The 18464-nt window shown below is 45.1% G+C and carries 20 protein-coding genes; 16 read left to right on the forward strand and 4 right to left on the reverse strand.

What is annotated here, in order from left to right; all coding sequences use genetic code 11:
• The first annotated feature begins 454 nt into the window (after positions 1-454).
• From BLQ13_RS26810 to BLQ13_RS26820, 3 genes are all read left to right on the forward strand, one after another.
• Positions 455-1732, forward strand: coding sequence for a DNA polymerase IV (locus BLQ13_RS26810; RefSeq protein ID WP_090924760.1), 1278 nt, complete (start codon positions 455-457; stop codon positions 1730-1732).
• 120 nt (positions 1733-1852) lie between these two features.
• Positions 1853-2095 carry a ferredoxin gene (locus BLQ13_RS26815; protein ID WP_090924741.1) on the forward strand — a complete coding sequence of 81 codons (243 nt, stop codon included), beginning with the start codon at positions 1853-1855 and terminating at the stop codon, positions 2093-2095.
• A gap of 173 nt (positions 2096-2268) precedes the next feature.
• Complete coding sequence (locus tag BLQ13_RS26820) at positions 2269-3708, forward strand: L,D-transpeptidase (RefSeq protein ID WP_090924742.1); 1440 nt, start codon at positions 2269-2271, stop codon at positions 3706-3708.
• 86 nt (positions 3709-3794) lie between these two features.
• Here BLQ13_RS26820 and BLQ13_RS28625 read toward each other — a convergent pair whose 3' ends face one another.
• Positions 3795-3932, reverse strand: a complete 138-nt coding sequence (locus tag BLQ13_RS28625) for a hypothetical protein (RefSeq protein WP_167375854.1) — start codon at positions 3930-3932, stop codon at positions 3795-3797.
• 254 nt (positions 3933-4186) lie between these two features.
• On the opposite strand from BLQ13_RS28625, the gene BLQ13_RS26825 reads away from it, so the two are divergent.
• The 3 genes from BLQ13_RS26825 (at position 4187) to BLQ13_RS26835 (ending at position 6742) form a co-directional block, all read left to right on the forward strand.
• Positions 4187-5284, forward strand: coding sequence for a quinone-dependent dihydroorotate dehydrogenase (locus tag BLQ13_RS26825; protein WP_090924743.1), 1098 nt, complete (start codon positions 4187-4189; stop codon positions 5282-5284).
• A 134-nt stretch (positions 5285-5418) separates the two neighbouring features.
• Positions 5419-6234 (forward strand): GTP diphosphokinase, encoded by an 816-nt coding sequence (gene yjbM, locus BLQ13_RS26830; protein ID WP_090924744.1) that lies wholly within the window; start codon positions 5419-5421, stop codon positions 6232-6234.
• Complete coding sequence (locus BLQ13_RS26835) at positions 6221-6742, forward strand: DUF309 domain-containing protein (protein ID WP_090924745.1); 522 nt, start codon at positions 6221-6223, stop codon at positions 6740-6742. Before yjbM ends, BLQ13_RS26835 begins: the two co-directional genes overlap by 14 nt.
• A 107-nt stretch (positions 6743-6849) precedes the next feature.
• Here BLQ13_RS26835 and BLQ13_RS26840 read toward each other — a convergent pair whose 3' ends face one another.
• Positions 6850-7398, reverse strand: coding sequence for a thioredoxin family protein (locus BLQ13_RS26840; protein WP_090924746.1), 549 nt, complete (start codon positions 7396-7398; stop codon positions 6850-6852).
• Between the two features lie 220 nt (positions 7399-7618).
• Between BLQ13_RS26840 and BLQ13_RS26845 the strand changes: the two genes are divergently transcribed.
• From BLQ13_RS26845 to BLQ13_RS26870, 6 genes are all read left to right on the forward strand, one after another.
• Complete coding sequence (locus BLQ13_RS26845; protein WP_090924747.1) at positions 7619-9313, forward strand: RsmB/NOP family class I SAM-dependent RNA methyltransferase; 1695 nt, start codon at positions 7619-7621, stop codon at positions 9311-9313.
• Positions 9310-10071: a pseudouridine synthase gene (locus tag BLQ13_RS26850; RefSeq protein ID WP_090924748.1), complete on the forward strand. Its 762-nt coding sequence runs from the start codon at positions 9310-9312 to the stop codon at positions 10069-10071. The genes BLQ13_RS26845 and BLQ13_RS26850 overlap by 4 nt, the downstream gene beginning before the upstream one ends.
• A gap of 22 nt (positions 10072-10093) precedes the next feature.
• Complete coding sequence (locus BLQ13_RS26855; RefSeq protein WP_090924749.1) at positions 10094-10897, forward strand: Cof-type HAD-IIB family hydrolase; 804 nt, start codon at positions 10094-10096, stop codon at positions 10895-10897.
• A gap of 129 nt (positions 10898-11026) precedes the next feature.
• Entirely contained in the window at positions 11027-12118 is a 1092-nt protein-coding gene (locus tag BLQ13_RS26860) for a hypothetical protein (RefSeq protein WP_090924750.1), read from the forward strand.
• Positions 12119-12320: 202 nt separating this feature from the next.
• Entirely contained in the window at positions 12321-12869 is a 549-nt protein-coding gene (locus tag BLQ13_RS26865) for a GNAT family N-acetyltransferase (RefSeq protein ID WP_244159483.1), read from the forward strand.
• Between the two features lie 372 nt (positions 12870-13241).
• Positions 13242-14366 carry a glycosyltransferase family 4 protein gene (locus BLQ13_RS26870; RefSeq protein WP_090924762.1) on the forward strand — a complete coding sequence of 375 codons (1125 nt, stop codon included), beginning with the start codon at positions 13242-13244 and terminating at the stop codon, positions 14364-14366.
• A 68-nt stretch (positions 14367-14434) separates the two neighbouring features.
• On the opposite strand, the gene catA is transcribed toward BLQ13_RS26870, so the two are convergent.
• Positions 14435-15085: a type A chloramphenicol O-acetyltransferase gene (gene catA, locus BLQ13_RS26875; RefSeq protein WP_090924751.1), complete on the reverse strand. Its 651-nt coding sequence runs from the start codon at positions 15083-15085 to the stop codon at positions 14435-14437.
• 148 nt (positions 15086-15233) lie between these two features.
• Positions 15234-16292: a YkvI family membrane protein gene (locus BLQ13_RS26880; protein WP_090924752.1), complete on the reverse strand. Its 1059-nt coding sequence runs from the start codon at positions 16290-16292 to the stop codon at positions 15234-15236.
• A 204-nt stretch (positions 16293-16496) separates the two neighbouring features.
• Between BLQ13_RS26880 and BLQ13_RS26885 the strand changes: the two genes are divergently transcribed.
• The 4 genes from BLQ13_RS26885 to BLQ13_RS26900 all read left to right on the forward strand — a co-directional run bounded on the left by BLQ13_RS26885 (position 16497) and on the right by BLQ13_RS26900 (position 18355).
• Positions 16497-17078 (forward strand): xanthine phosphoribosyltransferase, encoded by a 582-nt coding sequence (locus BLQ13_RS26885; protein ID WP_090924753.1) that lies wholly within the window; start codon positions 16497-16499, stop codon positions 17076-17078.
• 98 nt (positions 17079-17176) lie between these two features.
• The gene (locus tag BLQ13_RS26890; protein ID WP_024629266.1) at positions 17177-17506 is read left to right on the forward strand and encodes a hypothetical protein; all 330 of its coding nucleotides are present in this window, start codon (positions 17177-17179) and stop codon (positions 17504-17506) included.
• A 118-nt stretch (positions 17507-17624) separates the two neighbouring features.
• Positions 17625-17843: a hypothetical protein gene (locus BLQ13_RS26895; RefSeq protein ID WP_090924754.1), complete on the forward strand. Its 219-nt coding sequence runs from the start codon at positions 17625-17627 to the stop codon at positions 17841-17843.
• Positions 17844-18025: 182 nt separating this feature from the next.
• Positions 18026-18355, forward strand: a complete 330-nt coding sequence (locus tag BLQ13_RS26900) for a carboxymuconolactone decarboxylase family protein (protein ID WP_090924755.1) — start codon at positions 18026-18028, stop codon at positions 18353-18355.
• Positions 18356-18464 lie beyond the last annotated feature (109 nt).

Below are 18464 nucleotides of genomic sequence, written 5' to 3' on the forward strand. Positions count from 1 at the left end.
CGCTTTTTTATAAGCTTTGATGGTATGGTTGAAAAAAGGCAAGAACGTTAATGGATAAATCCTTCGATGTAGCAACGCTACACTGTGTTAAACTGGTTAGATGGATTTGTCCCAAACTCGTGAATTTGTATAATTAATTATTATAGCATCATTATAGCCAAATGCTACATAGAATTCGCAGGTTGACGTAAACAATTTTGATTTAATTGTGAAAAAGGGTCCGGGGTATCAAAAGGCGACCTATGTTATAATTTTAACAACGAAAGGTAGGGAGTAATAGTGACCATACTATGGGAGAATGTAGTTGTTACAGTAGTACTTCTGATTGTGATTGGTCTGGTTGTGAGGGCCGTGTTCAAGAAACAAAAATAGACCTGGATGAAAATAAAGCGAACTCCCGGCCGGGAGGAGAGAAAGGGTGGGGGGCGTGAAGTCTTCAGACAACAATCCTCCAATGAATGTAAGCGAGTATTATCCAGCGGCTGGCAGAGTGATTCTGCATGTCGACATGAACGCCTTTTATTGCTCAGTACATGAAGCAGAAGAGCCGGAGTTATATAGAGGAAAAGCGACTGCTGTTGCGGGTAGCAGCGAGTTGCGTAAGGGTGTTATTGTCACTTGTTCTTATACAGCCCGAAGCAGAGGGATTTCAACCGGCATGGTTGTGCAACAGGCGATGAAAAAATGTCCTGATCTGATTGTCATTCGACCGGATTTCCACCTGTATCGTCAATACTCCAGAGCGTTTATGCAGATTGCGTATAGTTATACGCCTTTGCTGGAAGCAACCTCAATTGATGAGTGTTATCTGGATATTACGGGTTCGAAACAATTCGGTACACCTATTGAAATCGCTGAACAGATTCAGCAGAGAATCATGGAGGAACTTGGCCTGCCCTGTTCCATTGGGATTGCGCCGAACAAGCTGCTTGCCAAAATGGCTTCGGATCTGAAAAAACCGAACGGCATATCGATTTTGCGAATGAGGGACGTGCCGCGCATTTTATGGCATAGACCATGTAACGAGATGTTTGGTATCGGGAAAAAGACGGCCGAGAAACTTAAAAAGCTGGGCATTGATACGATCGGCCAACTGGCTAAGTCGGACGAAAAAATGCTAATAGACCTGTTTGGTGTAAATGGAACTTGGCTCAAAAATTCGGCTAATGGCATTCATCACTCGCCTGTCGTTGCGGAGCGGGAAGCGAATAAATCGATTGGGCATACAACAACACTGCCAGCCGATGTCTCTGAAATGGGGGATATCCACCGCGTGTTTCTCAACATCAGTGATCAGGTAGCCCGAAGATTACGCAAACACGAAATGCTCAGTCAAGGCATACAGATCACGATTCGTACACCTGATATGAAAACGATCACGAGGTCCCGCATGATGGATATACCTACAGAGGACGCGGCAGTCATCTATCGTGAGGCCTGTAAGCTTTTTGCAAAACACTGGGGAAATGGAAAACCTGTACGAATGCTTGGCATCACGTTGCAGACATTGATTCCGCGAGAAGAGTCAGCTGTGCAGATGGATTTGTTTGAATATGAACAAAAGCCGAAAAAGGAAAGTTTAATTCGAATTATGGATCAGCTCCGGGATAAATTCGGTGAGAATGCGGTAGTGACTGCAGGTATGCTGGGGGATGACCCTTCCGTATTGCTTCGTAACCACAAAGTAAGGGGGACGTCACTGCAAAAAGATAACTTGCAAAGTTTCGACTAAACAGGGATAATATAAAGTTGTGGTTGTTGCAATTTGATTTGTAATTATTCAAACTTTGGTTTAATATGTTTTTAGATAAAAACACGGTTCGTGGTGAACTCTAGGAGGAGAGATTGTACAATGAGTAAATATACTTGGGTTGAAAAAGACACATGTATTGCATGTGGCGCTTGCGGAGCAACAGCTCCAGATATCTATGATTATGATGATGAAGGTTTGGCAGAAGTGATCTTTGATGGCGATGCTAACAAAGGAATCAAGGCCATCCCTGATGATTTGTTCGATGATATGCAGGATGCATGCGATGGTTGCCCTACAGACTCCATTAAAGTAGCGGACGAGCCTTTTAATAAAGAAGGTTAAGTTTTTCATTTCATGTACATCAAAGCACATTTTTTGTCGCAGAGACAGGAGATGTGCTTTTTTATATGTTAAATTCAAATGGTTAGTACCAAGTACTGAAGTCCTATGCATATTTTGACGCTGGATGCCGATATATAACTCTATAAGCTTAAGCCGGAATAGTGGAGGATTAGATGCAAAATACAGATCTAAGGTCATATGTCAAGAAACATCCAGATAATAAAATGGCATGGTATTTGTTAGGCAAAGAGTACCTTGGCGAAGGACAGGAAGGAAAGGCCAATTATTGTTTTCAGCAAGCGGGCGAAGTGTATGAAGCTTTCGAGCGGAGTAAAGCCCCTGCTGACATATGGATGGACTATCAGGATAAGTTAGTAGAGATGTCTGAGCTTAAGGAGAAAAAGAAACGCAGACGCAAAATGTGGCTGACTCTGTTAATGCTACTACTCTTAGCGGGTTTACCGCCTGCAGATGCTCCTGGTGCCCATAAAGGAGCGACGGATGCCCTGTCTGAAGCCTTGGAGTCAGAGGACGACACACCTCCTGCAGAGCCTGCTAAAGAGCAACAAGGAGTGAGTCCAACGTCCATAGAGCAGAGCAATGTGTTCACAGCGGCTGGATTTGGCAATGGAAACGATGGGGGAGATGCTCTTGCTACTGCCTGGTCCGGATCAGGTGCTGGAATGAATACGACGGCTGTTCTCGGCATGCAGACCTCAGAGAAATGGTCTGTCTGGAAGCGGGATATGCCAGTCAAATACATTGTGCAGACTAATGAAAAAGGCAAGCTCACGGCCCAAAGTTATGACGCAGAACAATGTAACTGTGAACCGCCTAAAGTATCCTCTAAGATCAAACGTATGGCATCCGCGTGGACAGCTAAACAGGAGACAGCCGCAGCGTTGTCAAGTGCAATCCTTTCATATCATAAACAACACAAATCCTGGCCAAAGACTGTCACAGCACTGGCCCAGCCGTTTCCTAACAATATTTTGGGAGAAACTTCAGCTGAAATGAGTGAGATGTTTCCACAGCTGTTAGCCGCTCATCAATCCAAGGCTCAAGAGGCAAGTTCTAACGGTAACGGGAAACAACAGGCTACCGGGTCATCCAAGACGAAAAAGGCACCGTTTGCTGATACGTTAGGGGGACAGCCATTTTTTGAAGAGCCGCTTGAGATTGTGATCGACAAGAGTAACCACAGGTTGGCACTCATCAGCGGGGATACGATCATTCGGATGTATGAAGTGGGTCTGGGCGGAGAGCGGACGCCTGAGGGCTCTTATGTCATTACGGATAAAGTGGTTAATCCGAATGGCCACTCTAATGGAGAGTTCGGAACTCGAGGCATGCAGCTCTCGAATACGAATTATGCCATCCACGGGACTAATGAGCCTGATAGCATCGGCCTTGATGAGTCCCTTGGATGTGTGAGGATGAGCAAAGCGGATGTGGAAGAGTTGTTCGCTCTTGCTCCGCAAGGAACTCCGGTGCGCATTGGTAAAGATCTGCTCCCAGAGCTAACATCTGTGCCAAAAGCCGAACAGCGGTATAAGTACAAACTTGTTCCTCAGCAGAACAATCCAAACAAAACATATCACTGGCTAAATTGACCCTGCAGTTCTCTGATATAATCGTAAAGTTCCCTTTAAGCTCAGAGATTACTATATGTAAGTTCGGTTAGTGGATGCTGATTCAACTACATATTGGCAATAATAAGCAAAGCACCAATGATAACGATCAAACCGCCAACGCTGGCTGCTGTCCATATGATGGCTTTGCGATTGACCTCTTCTTTTTTTTGTTGCAATGCAGGTGGTTTACGTTTCTGAGCCATGGCTTTTTTCCTCCTTCATAGGTATCGAAATGGTCTAGAGTAACCATGCTTTCATTGTAAAGAATTCAGCCTGCTATTTCCAGTGGGTAGGTCGATTTCTTATGCTTAGATCATCTGATTTGAAATTTGTTTGTCTATGCGTAAATGACTTTCTTTTTGAAGGAGAAACGGCTAGACTTGTGTGTAGAGTTTTTTTACATATAAGAGACGGAGAGCGGCCATATGGCGTACCGAACCAGAACGGAGTGAGTGATTTGTTATACAAAAGTCTTGCTAAACCTTTATTGTTTAAAATGGACCCTGAACAGGCCCATCATCTGATTATTGGTGGCCTAAGCGGTGTGGGTAGTGTCCGTCCAGTTCCATCCGGACTACGTGTCATGTACGGCGTGCGTGAAACCCCGGATCTGGCGGTGGACATGTTCGGTTGTCATTTTCCTACACCGGTTGGTCTAGCCGCAGGTCTGGATAAAAACGGACAGGCTGTTACCGGCTTCTCTTCGATTGGGTTCGGATTTATGGAGGTTGGAACGGTGACACCGCTCGCACAGTCTGGCAATGATCAACCCCGCCTATTCCGTTTACCGCCAGATGAAGCGCTGGTGAACCGGATGGGCTTCAACAATCTCGGTGCAGAAGCGATGGCAGGAGAACTGGCGCGTCTGCAAGAACGTCGTATCCCTGTAGCGGTCAATATTGGGAAAAATAAAGTCACACCAAATGAGGAAGCTCATCTGGATTATGCGAAATGTATACAAGCGTTATATACTTATGCCGATTTGTTTGTGGTCAATATCAGTTCACCAAATACACCGGATTTGCGTAATCTGCAACATGGGAATGAATTGAAAGAACTGCTGGCCGCAGTGATGGAAGAGATGAATCGCCAACAGGCTAAGGTTGGTGGAGCAGCCAAATCCGTGCTTGTCAAAATAGCGCCTGACGTGAATGAGCAAGAACTCGAATATATGGTTGAGACGATTGCGGCGAGTGGGGTGTCGGGCATCATTGCAACGAATACAACGATTAGTCGTGAAGGTCTCTCGCATCAGCACGCGAAGGAAACGGGCGGGCTCAGTGGAAAGCCGCTACGTGAACGTTCAACAGAAATCATTCGTCAGGTATACAGACAGACTGAAGGCAAGCTCCCCATTATCGGCTCCGGTGGCATTTTTACCAGTGAGGATGCTTATGAGAAAATTAAAGCCGGAGCAAGCCTGGTAGAAATCTATACTGCGTTAATCTATGAAGGACCAGAAGTAAACCGTAAAATCCATGCTGGATTGCGCGAATTACTGCGTAAGGACGGATATCATCATATTTCAGAGGCGGTTGGTGCAGACCACCGTTAAAGAGCGATATACCCCCAGAACACGGAATAATAGAAGCGTGGGAGAGTGTAGAATGGATCGGGACTCTTCCCCCCGGCAAACATCATGTATAATGGATAAGAACAGGGGATGCTATAGAGACAGGAGGCTTAACGATGGACGGTAGAGACTGGGGTACATTTTTACTTCCTTATGAACAAGCGGTAGAGGAATTGAAGGTCAAATTCAAAACGATGCGGGCCGAATTGAAGAAACGGGAAGAATATGCCCCGATAGAATTCGTTACGGGCCGTGTCAAAAAAATCTCCAGTATTCTGGAAAAATCAAGACGTCTGAATGTGGCACTGGATGATGTGGAGACGGGGATAGAGGATATCGCGGGTATTCGGATTATGTGTCAATTCGTGGATGATATTAGGCGTGTTGCCGAGTACATCAGAGCACGGAAAGATTTAACCGTATTGATTGAAAAAGATTATATAACCAACTTCAAAGAAAGTGGTTATCGCAGTTTTCATATGATCATTGAGTATCCTGTACAGACGGCCTTGGGACAGAAAAAAGTGCTTGCCGAAATTCAGATTCGGACACTTGCCATGAATTTTTGGGCAACGATTGAACATTCTTTGAGCTATAAATACCGGGAAAGTCTGCCGGAAGACATGCGAGCGAGACTTAAGAAAACAGCGGAGGCCGCTTTCGTCCTCGATAATGAGATGTCAGCGATCCGTCTGCAGATTCTGGAAGCGCAGAAGGCTTTCGAGGATGATTCCAATATTGTGTCAAGAACGCTCAGTATCATTCAACAGCTGTATTTCTATCATCTGGTTCATGAGGCAATTGAAGCACAGAGACGATTCAATGACTGCTGGGAACGGAATGATATGGAGGGGCTCAAAGTGCTGCTGGATGATGTGAAGGAACTTCTGAACAACGCCAGAAAGGGCGAAAATCCAGATGAGCAGTTATGAACCGCTCTACATTGATTATCTGATTTATTTTAATCGGGATCGGGATTATTTCGAGTGTCATGAGGTGCTTGAAGAATTGTGGTTGGAACGAGATCGAGATCCGCTATACAAAGGCCTGTTGCAAATCGCGGTGGGACTGTATCACTATAGAAATCGTAATTTTCGCGGTGGACGAATGATGTTGCAAAGTTCTCTCGAACTGCTGGAATCGTATCCTGACAGTATTCTCGGTATCCATCTGGGCGATTTGAAAGCTGACGTTCACAGAATTGTAAACGAGTTACAAGATCATGATTCTGAAAAACTGGAGTATCGTGATCTGTCTATCCTTATTGAGGATAAGGCACTTGTACAGCATATACAGAAAAGGTCGCTGGAGCTGAAACCTAATGTTCCGCAACGGCGAAGTCCAACCCGGGGACGAATTTACGAAGAGAAAATGAAGGCACTACAGCAGACGGAGTTACATGAGCATGACGAGAACGCTAATCATCAAGCAAATAATTAGGGTCCTACATCCTATGTTTGTATAACAAGACACCCCGACGACTCCTTTACAGGAATGATCGGGGTGTTTTTGGTTTATTGAATTTAATTTTACCAAAGTTCATTGAACTAGCTTTTACTTGGAGTTGCACTGCCTTTATACTTATCAAAAAATTGCTTGTAGTCGTCCAGAGTATAACCGTTGTCGCTTCCGTTCTCTTTCAAACCGCCAACCATGCGGTCTTTCTCAACGCCATCTTGGTAATAAACGAGAGTAGGTGTGAATTCAATGTTGTAATCTGTCCAGCCGGATTCGAACTCGCGCAGGTTAAACTGTGGAAGCTTAATTCCTTCACTGTCTACCAGCGGCATCAATTGTGGTGTCGTTGCACGGCAGTGTGAGCAGTCGGAAGCAAAGAAATAAACAAAGAAGCTATCTTTGTTATCGATTCTGGTTTTCAGATCAGCCGGCAGAATGATTTGTTGATAGTTAGGATCTTTGAGCAACTCTCTTGTAGCCGGATTAAGCTTGGAAGCTGCAATGCCATAAGCGTTTTCTACAGTATCCATCTGTTTCTTGGATTGTTGGTTCACGAGAACCAGCGCAGCAATCATGACGACTAGTATGCCGAGGAAGATAAGGATTGTAGCGCTTTTCTTCTTCTTCTTGGAATTCATTGTTCATCCCCCATTTTTCATATCGAGATAAAATTTGCAACAAAAATGCAGGCTGGGATAATATGCATAAACAACCGAATTTTTGCTGATAAAACAATCTATTAGCATTATACTACATTACACGCTGTAGTGGAATACACATGATAGGATAGGCAAGCAAAATCAGGATATGATAACATAGAGCAATATGTCATTTTAACAGGATAGGATGAGTGGAACTATGGCCGTACAGTTGCCTTTGGACTTCGCAGAGCGAATGAAACGTTTGCTTGGCGATGAATTTGAATCTTTTATACAATCGTATGAACAATCCCCGCATGCCGGGCTCCGCGTAAATACGCTTAAAATATCAATGGAACAATTTAAAGAGATTGCCCCGTTTGACTTAAGACCTATTCCGTGGTGCGAAACTGGTTTTTACGTGCCTCATGGGGTGAAGCCTGGCCTGCATCCCTATTACCACGCGGGTCTCTATTATATTCAGGAACCGAGTGCAATGGCTCCCGTGGAGCAACTGAACGTCCAGCCTGGAGATCGCGTCCTAGACTTGTGTGCTGCTCCTGGGGGGAAATCAACCCAGATTGCTGCCAAGTTGCAAGGTAAGGGGGTGCTTGTCACGAATGACATTCATTCAGAGCGTACCAAAGCACTTGCCAAAAACGTGGAGCTGTACGGCGTAAGAAATGCCGTTGTGCTGAATGAGTCACCTGAGCGCATCGCGGATGCGTTTCCTCATTATTTTGATAAAGTGTTGATCGATGCACCGTGCTCAGGCGAAGGCATGTTCCGTAAGGATGAAGACATGGTGAAATCATGGGAACATCATTCTGTGGAGAAGTGTGTGTTGATGCAGCGAGATATTCTCGAAACGGCAGCGCGGTTATTGGCTCCAGGAGGAACGATTGTTTATTCGACCTGTACCTTTGCGCCGGAGGAAAACGAAGCGATGATTGCCGAGTTTTTGAAGTTAAATCGTGATTTTGCTGTAGTTAATATTGCTGATACCGCTGGATTTGCCCCAGGACGTCCGGATTGGGTGCGTGAGATGTTGCCAGATCAGGCGACGGAGACAGAAGAAGTGCTGGATCAGACGCGCGGTACAGCCCGATTGTGGCCTCACTTGTTAGAAGGAGAGGGACATTATGTTGCTGTGATCAAACACTCTGATGAATCTAATCTAGAGTTAGGTAAAGAGTTACATGAAGAAAAACGTGGTGCTGGACAACGTGTGCCTGAGTCCGGATTGTTGCATGAACCGAGTGAGGATCGTTCCTTTTTACGATCGGCTTCGCTTCCTATAACCAAAGCCGATCGTAAAAAGGAACGTTTGTTACGGGTTGAATCTAGAGCAAGCAACGACAAAAGTACACGCGGTGGTAAACACACCGCGAAACCAAGCAAAAAAGGGAAAGAGGCTGGTGGTCGCAAGTCTGAGCGAGGGCAAGGACGAGGTGCGGATTCCAGTTCAGCTGATCCATTAGCGGTCTATGCTCAGTTTGTAAATGAGAATCTGGTTATACCGCTTGAAGGTGAGACGGTATGTTACGGGGATCGTGTATACCAGTCAGCGGTAGGTGCTGCCCGTCTGGAAGGGTTGAAAGTGATTCGCCCCGGATGGTTTATGGGCACGGTTAAAAATGGGAGATTCGTTCCGTCCCATCCCCTTGCGTGCGCTTTGCGTGCATCCGAGGCACATCGAAGTGTGCATCTGTCTTCTGAAGATGGAGAAGCAGTGAGGTACTTGAAAGGGGAAACGCTGAATATAGAGCAAGAACGGCTTAACCTTCTGGAAGGAGCAGCGCCTAAGGGGTATGTGCTCGTATGCGTGGATGGATATGCGGCCGGCTGGGGCAAATGGCTGGATGGTGTATTGAAAAATGAATACCCTGCAGGATGGAGGTGGACATCGGTATGAGTGGGAAAGGCAAACAAACACAGCGATTGGATAAAATTTTGAGTCATATGGGTGTAGGTACACGCAGCGAGCTTAAAAAAATAGTGAAGCAGGGACGTATTCATGTGGATGGCAAAGCGGTAAAGGACAGCGGCATTCAGGTTGATCCGGCAATAAACATCATTGAAGCGGATGGTGAGCGGATTGTTTACCGTGAAATGATCTATCTGATGCTTCACAAACCGCCCGGTGTTGTATCTGCGACGGAAGATGCTCGGGATAAAACGGTGCTGGATCTGTTGCGCAAAGAAGATCGGATCTTTCAACCATTCCCGGTAGGGAGGCTGGACAAAGATACGGAGGGACTTCTTATTTTGACAAATGATGGCCCTCTTGCCCATGATCTGTTATCCCCTCGAAAACATGTACCCAAAACATACGAAGCACGGGTGCTCGGGAAAGTGGATGTGGATGACGTGCAGCGTTTCGCAGCTGGCGTTAGACTCGATGACGGGTATGAGGCCATGCCGGCGGAGCTGACTGTGCTGGGATATGAAGAAATAGATGAAGGCATCGTATCGCTTATTTCGCTTATTATCCATGAGGGGAAGTTTCATCAGGTCAAACGCATGTTCCAGGCTGTGGACAAACGTGTTATCTATTTGAAACGTGTAGCCATGGGAGAACTTAAGCTGGATTCCGATCTGGCAATCGGGAGTTACCGCGAGTTAACTGCAGAAGAGCTGACTTGTTTGCGAAATAACAATGCAACCAACTAACCACAGATGGGATGAGAAGCATATGACGTACAAATTGATTGCACTGGATGTTGACGGAACTTTATTGAATGATGATCATGAATTGACTGAATGGACACAAGAAACACTGATTCAGGCCTCACGCCAAGGGGCAGAGATTGTACTTTGTTCAGGCCGAGGCCCGGCCAACACGATTCCTTTTATGAAACAGATGGGTCTGGATGGTTATGTTATTACTCATAATGGTGCGGTTACTGCGCATGTGGAGACACGTGAAGTTATTCATCAGTTTGCTCTGGATACTAAGGGACTTGAACCTATTATGACATACTGCCGTGAAAATGGTGTACATTTCGACATTAATACCGCCTTTGGACTATATGTGGATCAACCCGAGGGTTTGGAATTACAGGTAAGGCAGATGTATTATAATTTCCTGGCTGAGCCGCTTAAGCTACCCCGTTGGGCAGATATGACTGAACCTCTGGCGAAGTTTACAGCTTTTGGCCCCATCGAGCAGATGGATATGGTCCAGCGCGAATGGGCGTCCTGGAATTTGCCTTATTACATGACACGCAGCGGTGACTTTTTCATTGATCTGATGCATCCCGAAGCTTCCAAAGGAACGGCGCTCAAAAGGCTCGCTGATTCCAAAGGCATTGTGCCATCCGAGATCATGGCTATTGGTAACTATTTCAATGATATTACGATGCTCACTTTCGCCGGTAAAGGGATTGCGATGGATAACTCTCCAGAAGAGGTGAAAGCCGCATCCGATGAAGTGACCTTGTCCAACAATGATGAAGGGGTTGCGCACGCGATCCACAAGTATATTTTGTCCGTATAAATCTTCTGCTGCTTCCTTACTTGATCTACGAAAAAGGCTCCATCATCGTTCGAAAATGTACAGTGCCTCATAAACTACTGTCTCTAGGGGCATCCTAAGAGAATACGTTAGGAATGAGGAGGACTGTCAATGGTACAGATTGATTTAACGGCGGATCTGCGCACAGCAAGTGGTGAAGTGCAGGATATTATGGTAGATGGCAGATATACAGGTTCGCTTTTACTGATCTACAGAGAAGGGGAGCGTCTGTCAGGCAGCCTTCAACTGGAACAGGAGTCTATAGAAGAGGCTGTAGAGCAGCTCATTATTGATAAGGTACATGCTTATGTTCGTGCGCTTGCAGATGCGGTGGCGGCATCCTACTATGAAGTATTGGTGAGCTGTGGCACGTTGCATTCCGTCCTGCAACCAGCGGAACGAAGTGAGGAGACGTTATGGTCTTATCGCGGAACAGCGGCTACGGAAGATGATGAACTGTATGACGAAGAGAGCCGTTATGGTGATGACTTTCCAGGCGAGGTGAATATCATTCCCGCATCTCGGGATGGATCGTTTACATATGAAGACCAGGAACATCTGCTGGAAATGGAGATGATCAGCGCCGGTCGTAACTTATCTAGCTATGTATTCAATGATGTTGAAGGGGAAGAGGTAGCAGAGGCTACGCTCAAACAGTATGGAGCCGATGCACAGGGGGAGATTCACTGGTACGAAGAACCTGACGACATGGTACAGGAAGCTGCGGCAGAATTGCTTGTACGGGAACTGGATGAGGAGATCATTGATACGATTACCATTCGGATATGGCATCAGGGGAACGAGTTGCAGACGCTAGAATGGGTGCATCGTGATTTTTCCGAAGAGCTGGAGGAAGATGAAGAGCAAGATAACTCCATTGATGCGATCGGAGATATGATTGAGCCAGAAGAGGCGGAAGAAGCATGTTATGTAATGCTCAGGAACAAGGATCGGGAGTTCAGAATCTATGATCTTTTCGTTCAGGAGCGCGGAGGTCTGCCCGTGGGCACAGCGACCATCGATACGTCACATTCCGATCTGACAGGTTATATGGATTACGATGTACCAGGCACAAGTGAACAGCGTAAAACCCTGGTAGAAATGCTAATGAGGGAGCTAAACAGAGAGATTGAATTCGACTCATTACATCTCACCATGCTGTACAGGAATCAAATTATTGATGAAGCCAGAATGGATGGGTAAGAGGCGAAAGCCTTTTATCCATTTTTTTTGTCTTTATGCTTTTTGGTTTTGATTTTGACGGAAAAAAAATTTCCCGTTATTATTACGACTAGTTCTTATAATTAATGCAGTGTGATGGTATCGAATGGGAGCGACTTTTGGATTTGGACGTAGTACAAACCAAGGGAAGCGAGCAGTAGAAACCGGAGCATATAGGAGGGACATGATGATACACACATTCACCATTCACAGCCAGTACATTAATGATGGCTTTCAAGCTGTTCAAGCACAGCCGGAGGACACGGAAGAGGTGCTCTCATTGCTTGCAGAGACGGCATCCTGGTTGAAAAGTAAAGGCTCTTCCCAATGGAATGCATTGTTACAAGGGGAAGATTCTCATGATACACCTTCGGCCATTCGCCGAGGGGACGTCTTTGTTTTCAAAAAAGTAGCGCAGATTGCTGGAATGGTCATTCTCATGCAGAAGCCGAGTCCATGGGATCTCAAGCTGTGGGGAGATCAGGCCCACGCGGAAGATGGGGCGCTCTATCTACATCGGCTTGCCATACGAAGAAAATATGCTCGAACAGGTCTGGGGAAGTCCATATTGGAATGGTCGAGTCGTGGCATACAATTCGCAAATAAGTCTCTTGTACGATTGGATTGCGGGGCTGACAATGTCACGTTAAACACGTTTTATGCAGGAAATGGATTCGGCTATGCAGGTAAGCATGATGGGTTCAGCATTTACGAGAAACCGGTTGAATTGTAGCAAGAATTCGTAACGAGTTGTTGAGAACGTCATGAGGAAGGACCTGGAAGCAGTTAAGCTTATGCGTCTAGTTTTCTATATTCAGCTTAGTCCTTCGATGAAGAGATAAATGTAAAACATAAGCTTCTGCATGTGGAGTTGACTGAATATGTTGTATATACGACTCAATAATTAAGTTGTCAAAGCGGTGGATGTTCTTGCTTTTCTATGTCATAATAAACATTAATGATATGCAATAAAATGCATGAAAATACATTTTCGTGTAAAGAACGGAGTTGGAGGCTCAAGAGCCGCTTTACTGAACATATGTTCTAATATATCATAAATGAATGTGGAAAAAGAGAAATGAAGTTGGAAAGGGGGATAATGACGTTGAAATTGCTACAGGCTCTATTCTTTCCTCCAGAGCAGCCCGGAGGTGTATCCTCTATGATTCCTTATATGCAAGAGAGGTTTGCAAGCCCAAGATGGGAGATGGACCTGTTTTCCTTGCCCAAACGTATTCGTAACAAAGGGAGAGAGGAAGTACAGTTTGATACGTTTGACTGGACCCTCTATCAGGATAGTCCTGTGGTACAAAAGTATATTCAGACATATCGTGACTATCTATGGTGGACCAAGCTTCGCATTCAGAAGCCCTATGATCTGATTCATGCTCATCATCCTATTGCAGGGCTTGCCATGAAGTCGGTGTTTCCTGAGGTTCCCCTCATTCAAACCATTCACTCCAGTTATGAGAGAGAGCTTATTTTGAATGGCCGTATAGAGCCTGATGGGCTGGAACATCAATTCCTGCAGGCGATCTATGGAGAGCTTGAGTATCGTGCCGAGCGTCTGCTAACGGTATCTGATTCGTTCCGTCGATATTTGAGCCCGTATGTGAAACATCCAGACCGCATCGGCATTATACCTAATGGTTTTGATGAGAAGCGGTTCAAACCGATTCCCCATGATAATGCGGTCCCGCAACTGGTAACGGTCTGCCGGCTTGTTCCTGCCAAGGGGCTAGACATTTTGTTTAAAGCGTGTGCGGAGTTAAAGGATAGGGGACATGATTATGTACTTCATATTATTGGAGATGGACCGATTCGTCCCGATCTGGAAGAGCTCGCACAGCGTCTGGGAATTTATAATGAAACGATTTTTTATGGATATACGCTACATCCTGAAGAGTTTATGCCATTCTTTGATGTGTTTGTACTGCCATCGCGTGCAGAAGCCTTCGGTTCAGTGTTCGCCGAAGCGGCGCTTAGCTGCCTGGCGCTTGTAGGCACCGATGTGGGAGGAATCCCTGAACAGATTGAGGATGGTGTAAATGGACTGCTCGTACCGCCTGAAGATCCATCTGCACTGGCTGATGCCTTGGAAAAGGTTATGCTGGACCCGGCATATCGCTATGAACTGGCTCGTTCCGCTTGTGAAAAAGCCAAAACATTTTACTCGCTGGGTAGATCGGTGAATGATTTGAAAAAAATGTACTTGCAATTTCAGGCGTAAAACGGGAAAGCAAATATATGAAACAAGCCGCTGTAGTGATACAGCGGCATTTTTGTATATAACGGATTTTACAACAGCCAATCCTCTGGATTGTTTGCTAATTCCTGAACAGCATTCATGAACAATCCGGCATGGAACCCATCACAAACTGAGTGATGAACCTGTAGTGATAATGGTAAAAATATCGAATTACCTTTATGGATGAATCTCCCTGCCGTAATGATGGGAAGAAGGTAACGGTTATTATTGTTGATATTTAAGTTAAATCCAGTAAAAGATGTCCAAGGAATCATCGAAAGGGAAAACACATTTTCAGGTATAGGTGTCTTGGGAAACAATTTGCCTGAACGTTTATATTTCTCTACATCGATAATGTAGGCATCTTGAAACGTGTTGAAATCATCGGTAACACGAGTCCAAATGGCAGAGAACGACTCAGATGAGTGATCAAAGATGGTATAGAGCGGTTCCAGCATATCCCAATATCCCAGATCTCCATCGTTGTTGTAACCCGTTCTAAAAGCACGATTTGAGTTAACCACACTTGAAATTAAAAAGATAAATGCAGGATAGAATCGATATTCTTTTTGTTTGATGAGTTGATATACAGCAGTTACATCCATTTCATTGGTTAGGCTGAATGAAGTATTTTGATTCATATAGTGATGAAATATGTCTGTTCTATTCCAAGTGTTAAAATCAATTTTGTTAAAATTCATTAGATGAGCCTCCTAAATTTTATCTAAAACGAATTTAGGAGGCCAAGTTGTCTGCTTTTTTCATCAGAACCCATCCTTTACTAAGGTTTACTTTAAATTGTACCATAACTTTATCCATTTAAACGGCTTCAACCTCATATCTACGCCTTCAATTCATATTATTCCGACCACGAAATGTACCCCAGCGATCCCTAATGAGCTTACCCGCCCAAAAGAGTGCCATGCATCCGAAAATGGGATAAAGAACGGATAAAAGGGAGCTGAATCCAAATTGGCTAAACGAGTAACATAACATCATGATGACTAGTGTAATCAACCGGGGATGAACATCGATATGTTGTCTAAGTTGCAAAGTCATGCCGTAGATGTCGGCAACAAACGTTGTAAATATTTCCATGAAAATCAATGAGACATATACAGATTGCACTATCCATCCCAGTTGAAAAGCGATACTTCCCATAGGGATTTCAAACTGTACGATGCCTGGCATCTGGGCTGACATTGCAAAATGGGCTGCCATCAGCATAAAACCTACGCCAATCCCGCCTAGAATTCCGCCCCATTTTAATGTATTGCGATGACGAATCTGATTGCCTACAGGTACAAGTACCGCTTGAGCGAGCGCAAGGTTAAATGCGGTGTAAAGTAATGGGGAAATCCATACCTGAAACGGATTGCTATCTGTTGTCAGTGTGACAAAACGAAAGACACCCGGATGATGTAGCGTACTGAAAATCATAAGCAGGGACAGCAGAAGCATCATGGGCACCACAATACTGTTCATTTGCAGAATGGCCTGCATTCCACGTCCCAGAAGAAGATATGTACCGATCAAAGTGATGATCAAACCTGTTTGGTAGTGCAAACCCAGATGTTCCATAAAGACAGAACCCGCCCCGGCGAGCATCACGCTGTTTACACCGATCAGAACAATAAGAGTAATCCATGTAATCCATTTGCCAGCTTTGTGACCAAACAGATGTTTGTTAAGATCCTCATAGGAACGCGAATGGGTATCATGAGCAATGAGCATCATTTTGGTTCCGAGCCAGACAAAGAGCATGGTGGACAAAGCAATGGTGATTGTGGCCCACTTGCCATATTGGGTAAAAAACTGCAATATTTCCTGTCCTGTGGCAAAGCCGGCCCCGACAACAGTTCCGATGTATGTGAATGCAATCTGTAGCACCCGGAATACCTGTTTCATGTGTTTCCCCTTTCAGGTCCCGGGATTGTTGGACATGCGGGTACCATAGTACAAGTTATGCTTGACCAATGAAAGTCATGACTGCAGGATCGGCTAACGACTCTGAATTATCAGGTTCTGTGGACTTAGGGTTGATTTCGCTTGAACTTGTAGCTGGATATATGATACTTTATACCTCATAGGATAGGCTTGGGAGGTCAAATCATGGACGTATTAAAACAACGAATTTTACAAGAAGGTGTCGTCATCTCGGATCAGGTATTGAAACTGGATGGTCTTCTGAACCATCAGATTGATCCTGCATTAACGATGGAGATGGGACGGGAGTTTGCTGCTCGTTTTCGCGAGAGTGGAGTTACTCGGGTGATTACGGTGGAATCATCAGGGATTCCGGTTGCTTTTGCCGCAGCACATGAACTGGGAGTACCTTTGGTATTTGCCCGCCGCAAAAAAACGCTTCTGGCCGATCCTGATGCCTACTGCGAACGTGTACCATCCTTTACGAAAGGAATCGTAACGGATATTATGGTGTCTCGCGAATACATTCATGAAAATGACCGCATTTTGTTCATTGATGACATTATTGCAAACGGAGATGCCGCCCGCGGCGTAATTAAAATTATTGAGCGTTCCGGCGCAGAACTTGTGGGATTTGGTGTTGTGGTGGAGAAGAGCTTCCAGGCTGGTGCCCGCACCATCCGTGAACAAGGGATTCCAGTAGAAGCTCTTGTACGCATTCGTTCACTGAATAATGGCACCGTGCAATTCGACGATAATGAAATGTGACTTTTTGAAGGAAATTGGGCCTAATTTTTGAAGTATGACTTTGCATGGCCTTAGATTTCCTTTATAATGGGGTTATGTTAGGGAGAGGAGGCAACACCATGGGGAACCAACCGGCAACAGAACAATTCTTTATTGATAAGCTGGCGGAATCGAAAGTTCATTTTGAACGTGCCCTGGATTGTAAACATACGGAATTCGATGACCTTTATCCCTATATGATTGAACATCCTCAATTTTTCTGGTACAAACGCTATGTTGCCTGGTCAGAATTACTGACGATTGTAGGCTTGTGTGAAGAGTTGTCCTTCTCTTGGAAAGAACAATTTACACCGCACCAAGTAGAGTACCTTGAAGAACGTGTGATGTCCGCCAAAGTGCTTGATTTTTGGTTCGAGAAGAACGACAGCAAAGAGCACGCGCAGCGGTAACTCTCAGTCGGGACATTTTTTTCGAATGACATGACAGTCCAATACAGTCACGTGAGACCTAAATGACTTTTCATTTAGGTCTCTTTTTGTAAAGAAATTTGAGTATAGGAGTTATGATATGATTAGTGATACAGAATTGGATGCCCTGCGTTTGTCAGGGGAGAAGGTAAGAGTAGTGCGGGATGAACTGGAGTCTAATGATGTAACGGGCATTGTGGTAGCTTGGGATGATGAGCAAGTACTTATTCGCAGGCAAAATCGCCGTGTTGTGAAGCTGGATCGGTCTTACCGTTATCAGCTGTTCAGTGAGCCTCGTCAAAGTGTTTTAAGTGAATAAATGACATGAGTGCTTAGCTTAACGGATTCACGTTACCGGAAAGCTCCTTCAAAGAGAATGTCTGCTACACCAAATGTTTGGAATTACCATCAGGAACAGGCATATTTGCGACGCACGCGAGAGAAGATAGGTACAGTGGAACAATTCGCTGTATTTACAGCCGAAAGGGTGTGTTGCAAGTCATGACATTGATGAATGATAAAGTTCATGCTTATAAGGATCAGATTGGCGCATTAAGCGACGTTCTCCCGGATGTGGTGAAATCATATCATGAGTTTACGGGAGAATGCTTCCAGCCGGGTGTACTTGATGCCAAAACCAAGCAGTTAATTGCGCTAGGTATCGGTTTGTTTGCTAATAACGAAGTGTGCACGTTCTATCATGTGGAAGAAGCCCGGTCCAAGGGAGCGACCGATCAGGAGATCATGGAGACGGTAGCTGTTGCTGGTGCAGTGGGCGGCGGACATGCTCTGTCACAGGGAGCAATGAGGGTGCAGAAGGCGCTCCATTAGTGGATGAAGTAAAAGGGGCTGTCCCATAAGTCGTAAAAAAACTTGGGATAGTCCCATTCTCCAAAATTATGCAACAAAAAGAAACCGTTCCTTGGTAAAATGGAAGTGC

Source organism: Paenibacillus polysaccharolyticus, assembly GCF_900102085.1.
Classification (GTDB): Bacteria; Bacillota; Bacilli; order Paenibacillales; family Paenibacillaceae; genus Paenibacillus; species Paenibacillus polysaccharolyticus.

Bases quoted from the DNA above. Each gene is read 5' to 3' on its own strand.
- catA (WP_090924751.1), bottom strand. From the start codon at position 15,085: ATGAATTTTAACAAAATTGATTTTAACACTTGGAATAGAACAGACATA.
- BLQ13_RS26840 (WP_090924746.1), bottom strand. From the start codon at position 7,398: ATGAATTCCAAGAAGAAGAAGAAAAGCGCTACAATCCTTATCTTCCTC.
- BLQ13_RS26835 (WP_090924745.1), top strand. From the start codon at position 6,221: ATGAGCAGTTATGAACCGCTCTACATTGATTATCTGATTTATTTTAAT.
- BLQ13_RS26885 (WP_090924753.1), top strand. From the start codon at position 16,497: ATGGACGTATTAAAACAACGAATTTTACAAGAAGGTGTCGTCATCTCG.
- BLQ13_RS26895 (WP_090924754.1), top strand. From the start codon at position 17,625: ATGATTAGTGATACAGAATTGGATGCCCTGCGTTTGTCAGGGGAGAAG.
- BLQ13_RS26890 (WP_024629266.1), top strand. From the start codon at position 17,177: ATGGGGAACCAACCGGCAACAGAACAATTCTTTATTGATAAGCTGGCG.
- BLQ13_RS26855 (WP_090924749.1), top strand. From the start codon at position 10,094: ATGACGTACAAATTGATTGCACTGGATGTTGACGGAACTTTATTGAAT.
- BLQ13_RS28625 (WP_167375854.1), bottom strand. From the start codon at position 3,932: ATGGCTCAGAAACGTAAACCACCTGCATTGCAACAAAAAAAAGAAGAG.
- BLQ13_RS26845 (WP_090924747.1), top strand. From the start codon at position 7,619: ATGGCCGTACAGTTGCCTTTGGACTTCGCAGAGCGAATGAAACGTTTG.
- BLQ13_RS26820 (WP_090924742.1), top strand. From the start codon at position 2,269: ATGCAAAATACAGATCTAAGGTCATATGTCAAGAAACATCCAGATAAT.
- BLQ13_RS26860 (WP_090924750.1), top strand. From the start codon at position 11,027: ATGGTACAGATTGATTTAACGGCGGATCTGCGCACAGCAAGTGGTGAA.
- BLQ13_RS26815 (WP_090924741.1), top strand. From the start codon at position 1,853: ATGAGTAAATATACTTGGGTTGAAAAAGACACATGTATTGCATGTGGC.
- BLQ13_RS26810 (WP_090924760.1), top strand. From the start codon at position 455: ATGAATGTAAGCGAGTATTATCCAGCGGCTGGCAGAGTGATTCTGCAT.
- BLQ13_RS26850 (WP_090924748.1), top strand. From the start codon at position 9,310: ATGAGTGGGAAAGGCAAACAAACACAGCGATTGGATAAAATTTTGAGT.
- BLQ13_RS26880 (WP_090924752.1), bottom strand. From the start codon at position 16,292: ATGAAACAGGTATTCCGGGTGCTACAGATTGCATTCACATACATCGGA.
- BLQ13_RS26865 (WP_244159483.1), top strand. From the start codon at position 12,321: ATGATGATACACACATTCACCATTCACAGCCAGTACATTAATGATGGC.
- BLQ13_RS26900 (WP_090924755.1), top strand. From the start codon at position 18,026: ATGACATTGATGAATGATAAAGTTCATGCTTATAAGGATCAGATTGGC.
- yjbM (WP_090924744.1), top strand. From the start codon at position 5,419: ATGGACGGTAGAGACTGGGGTACATTTTTACTTCCTTATGAACAAGCG.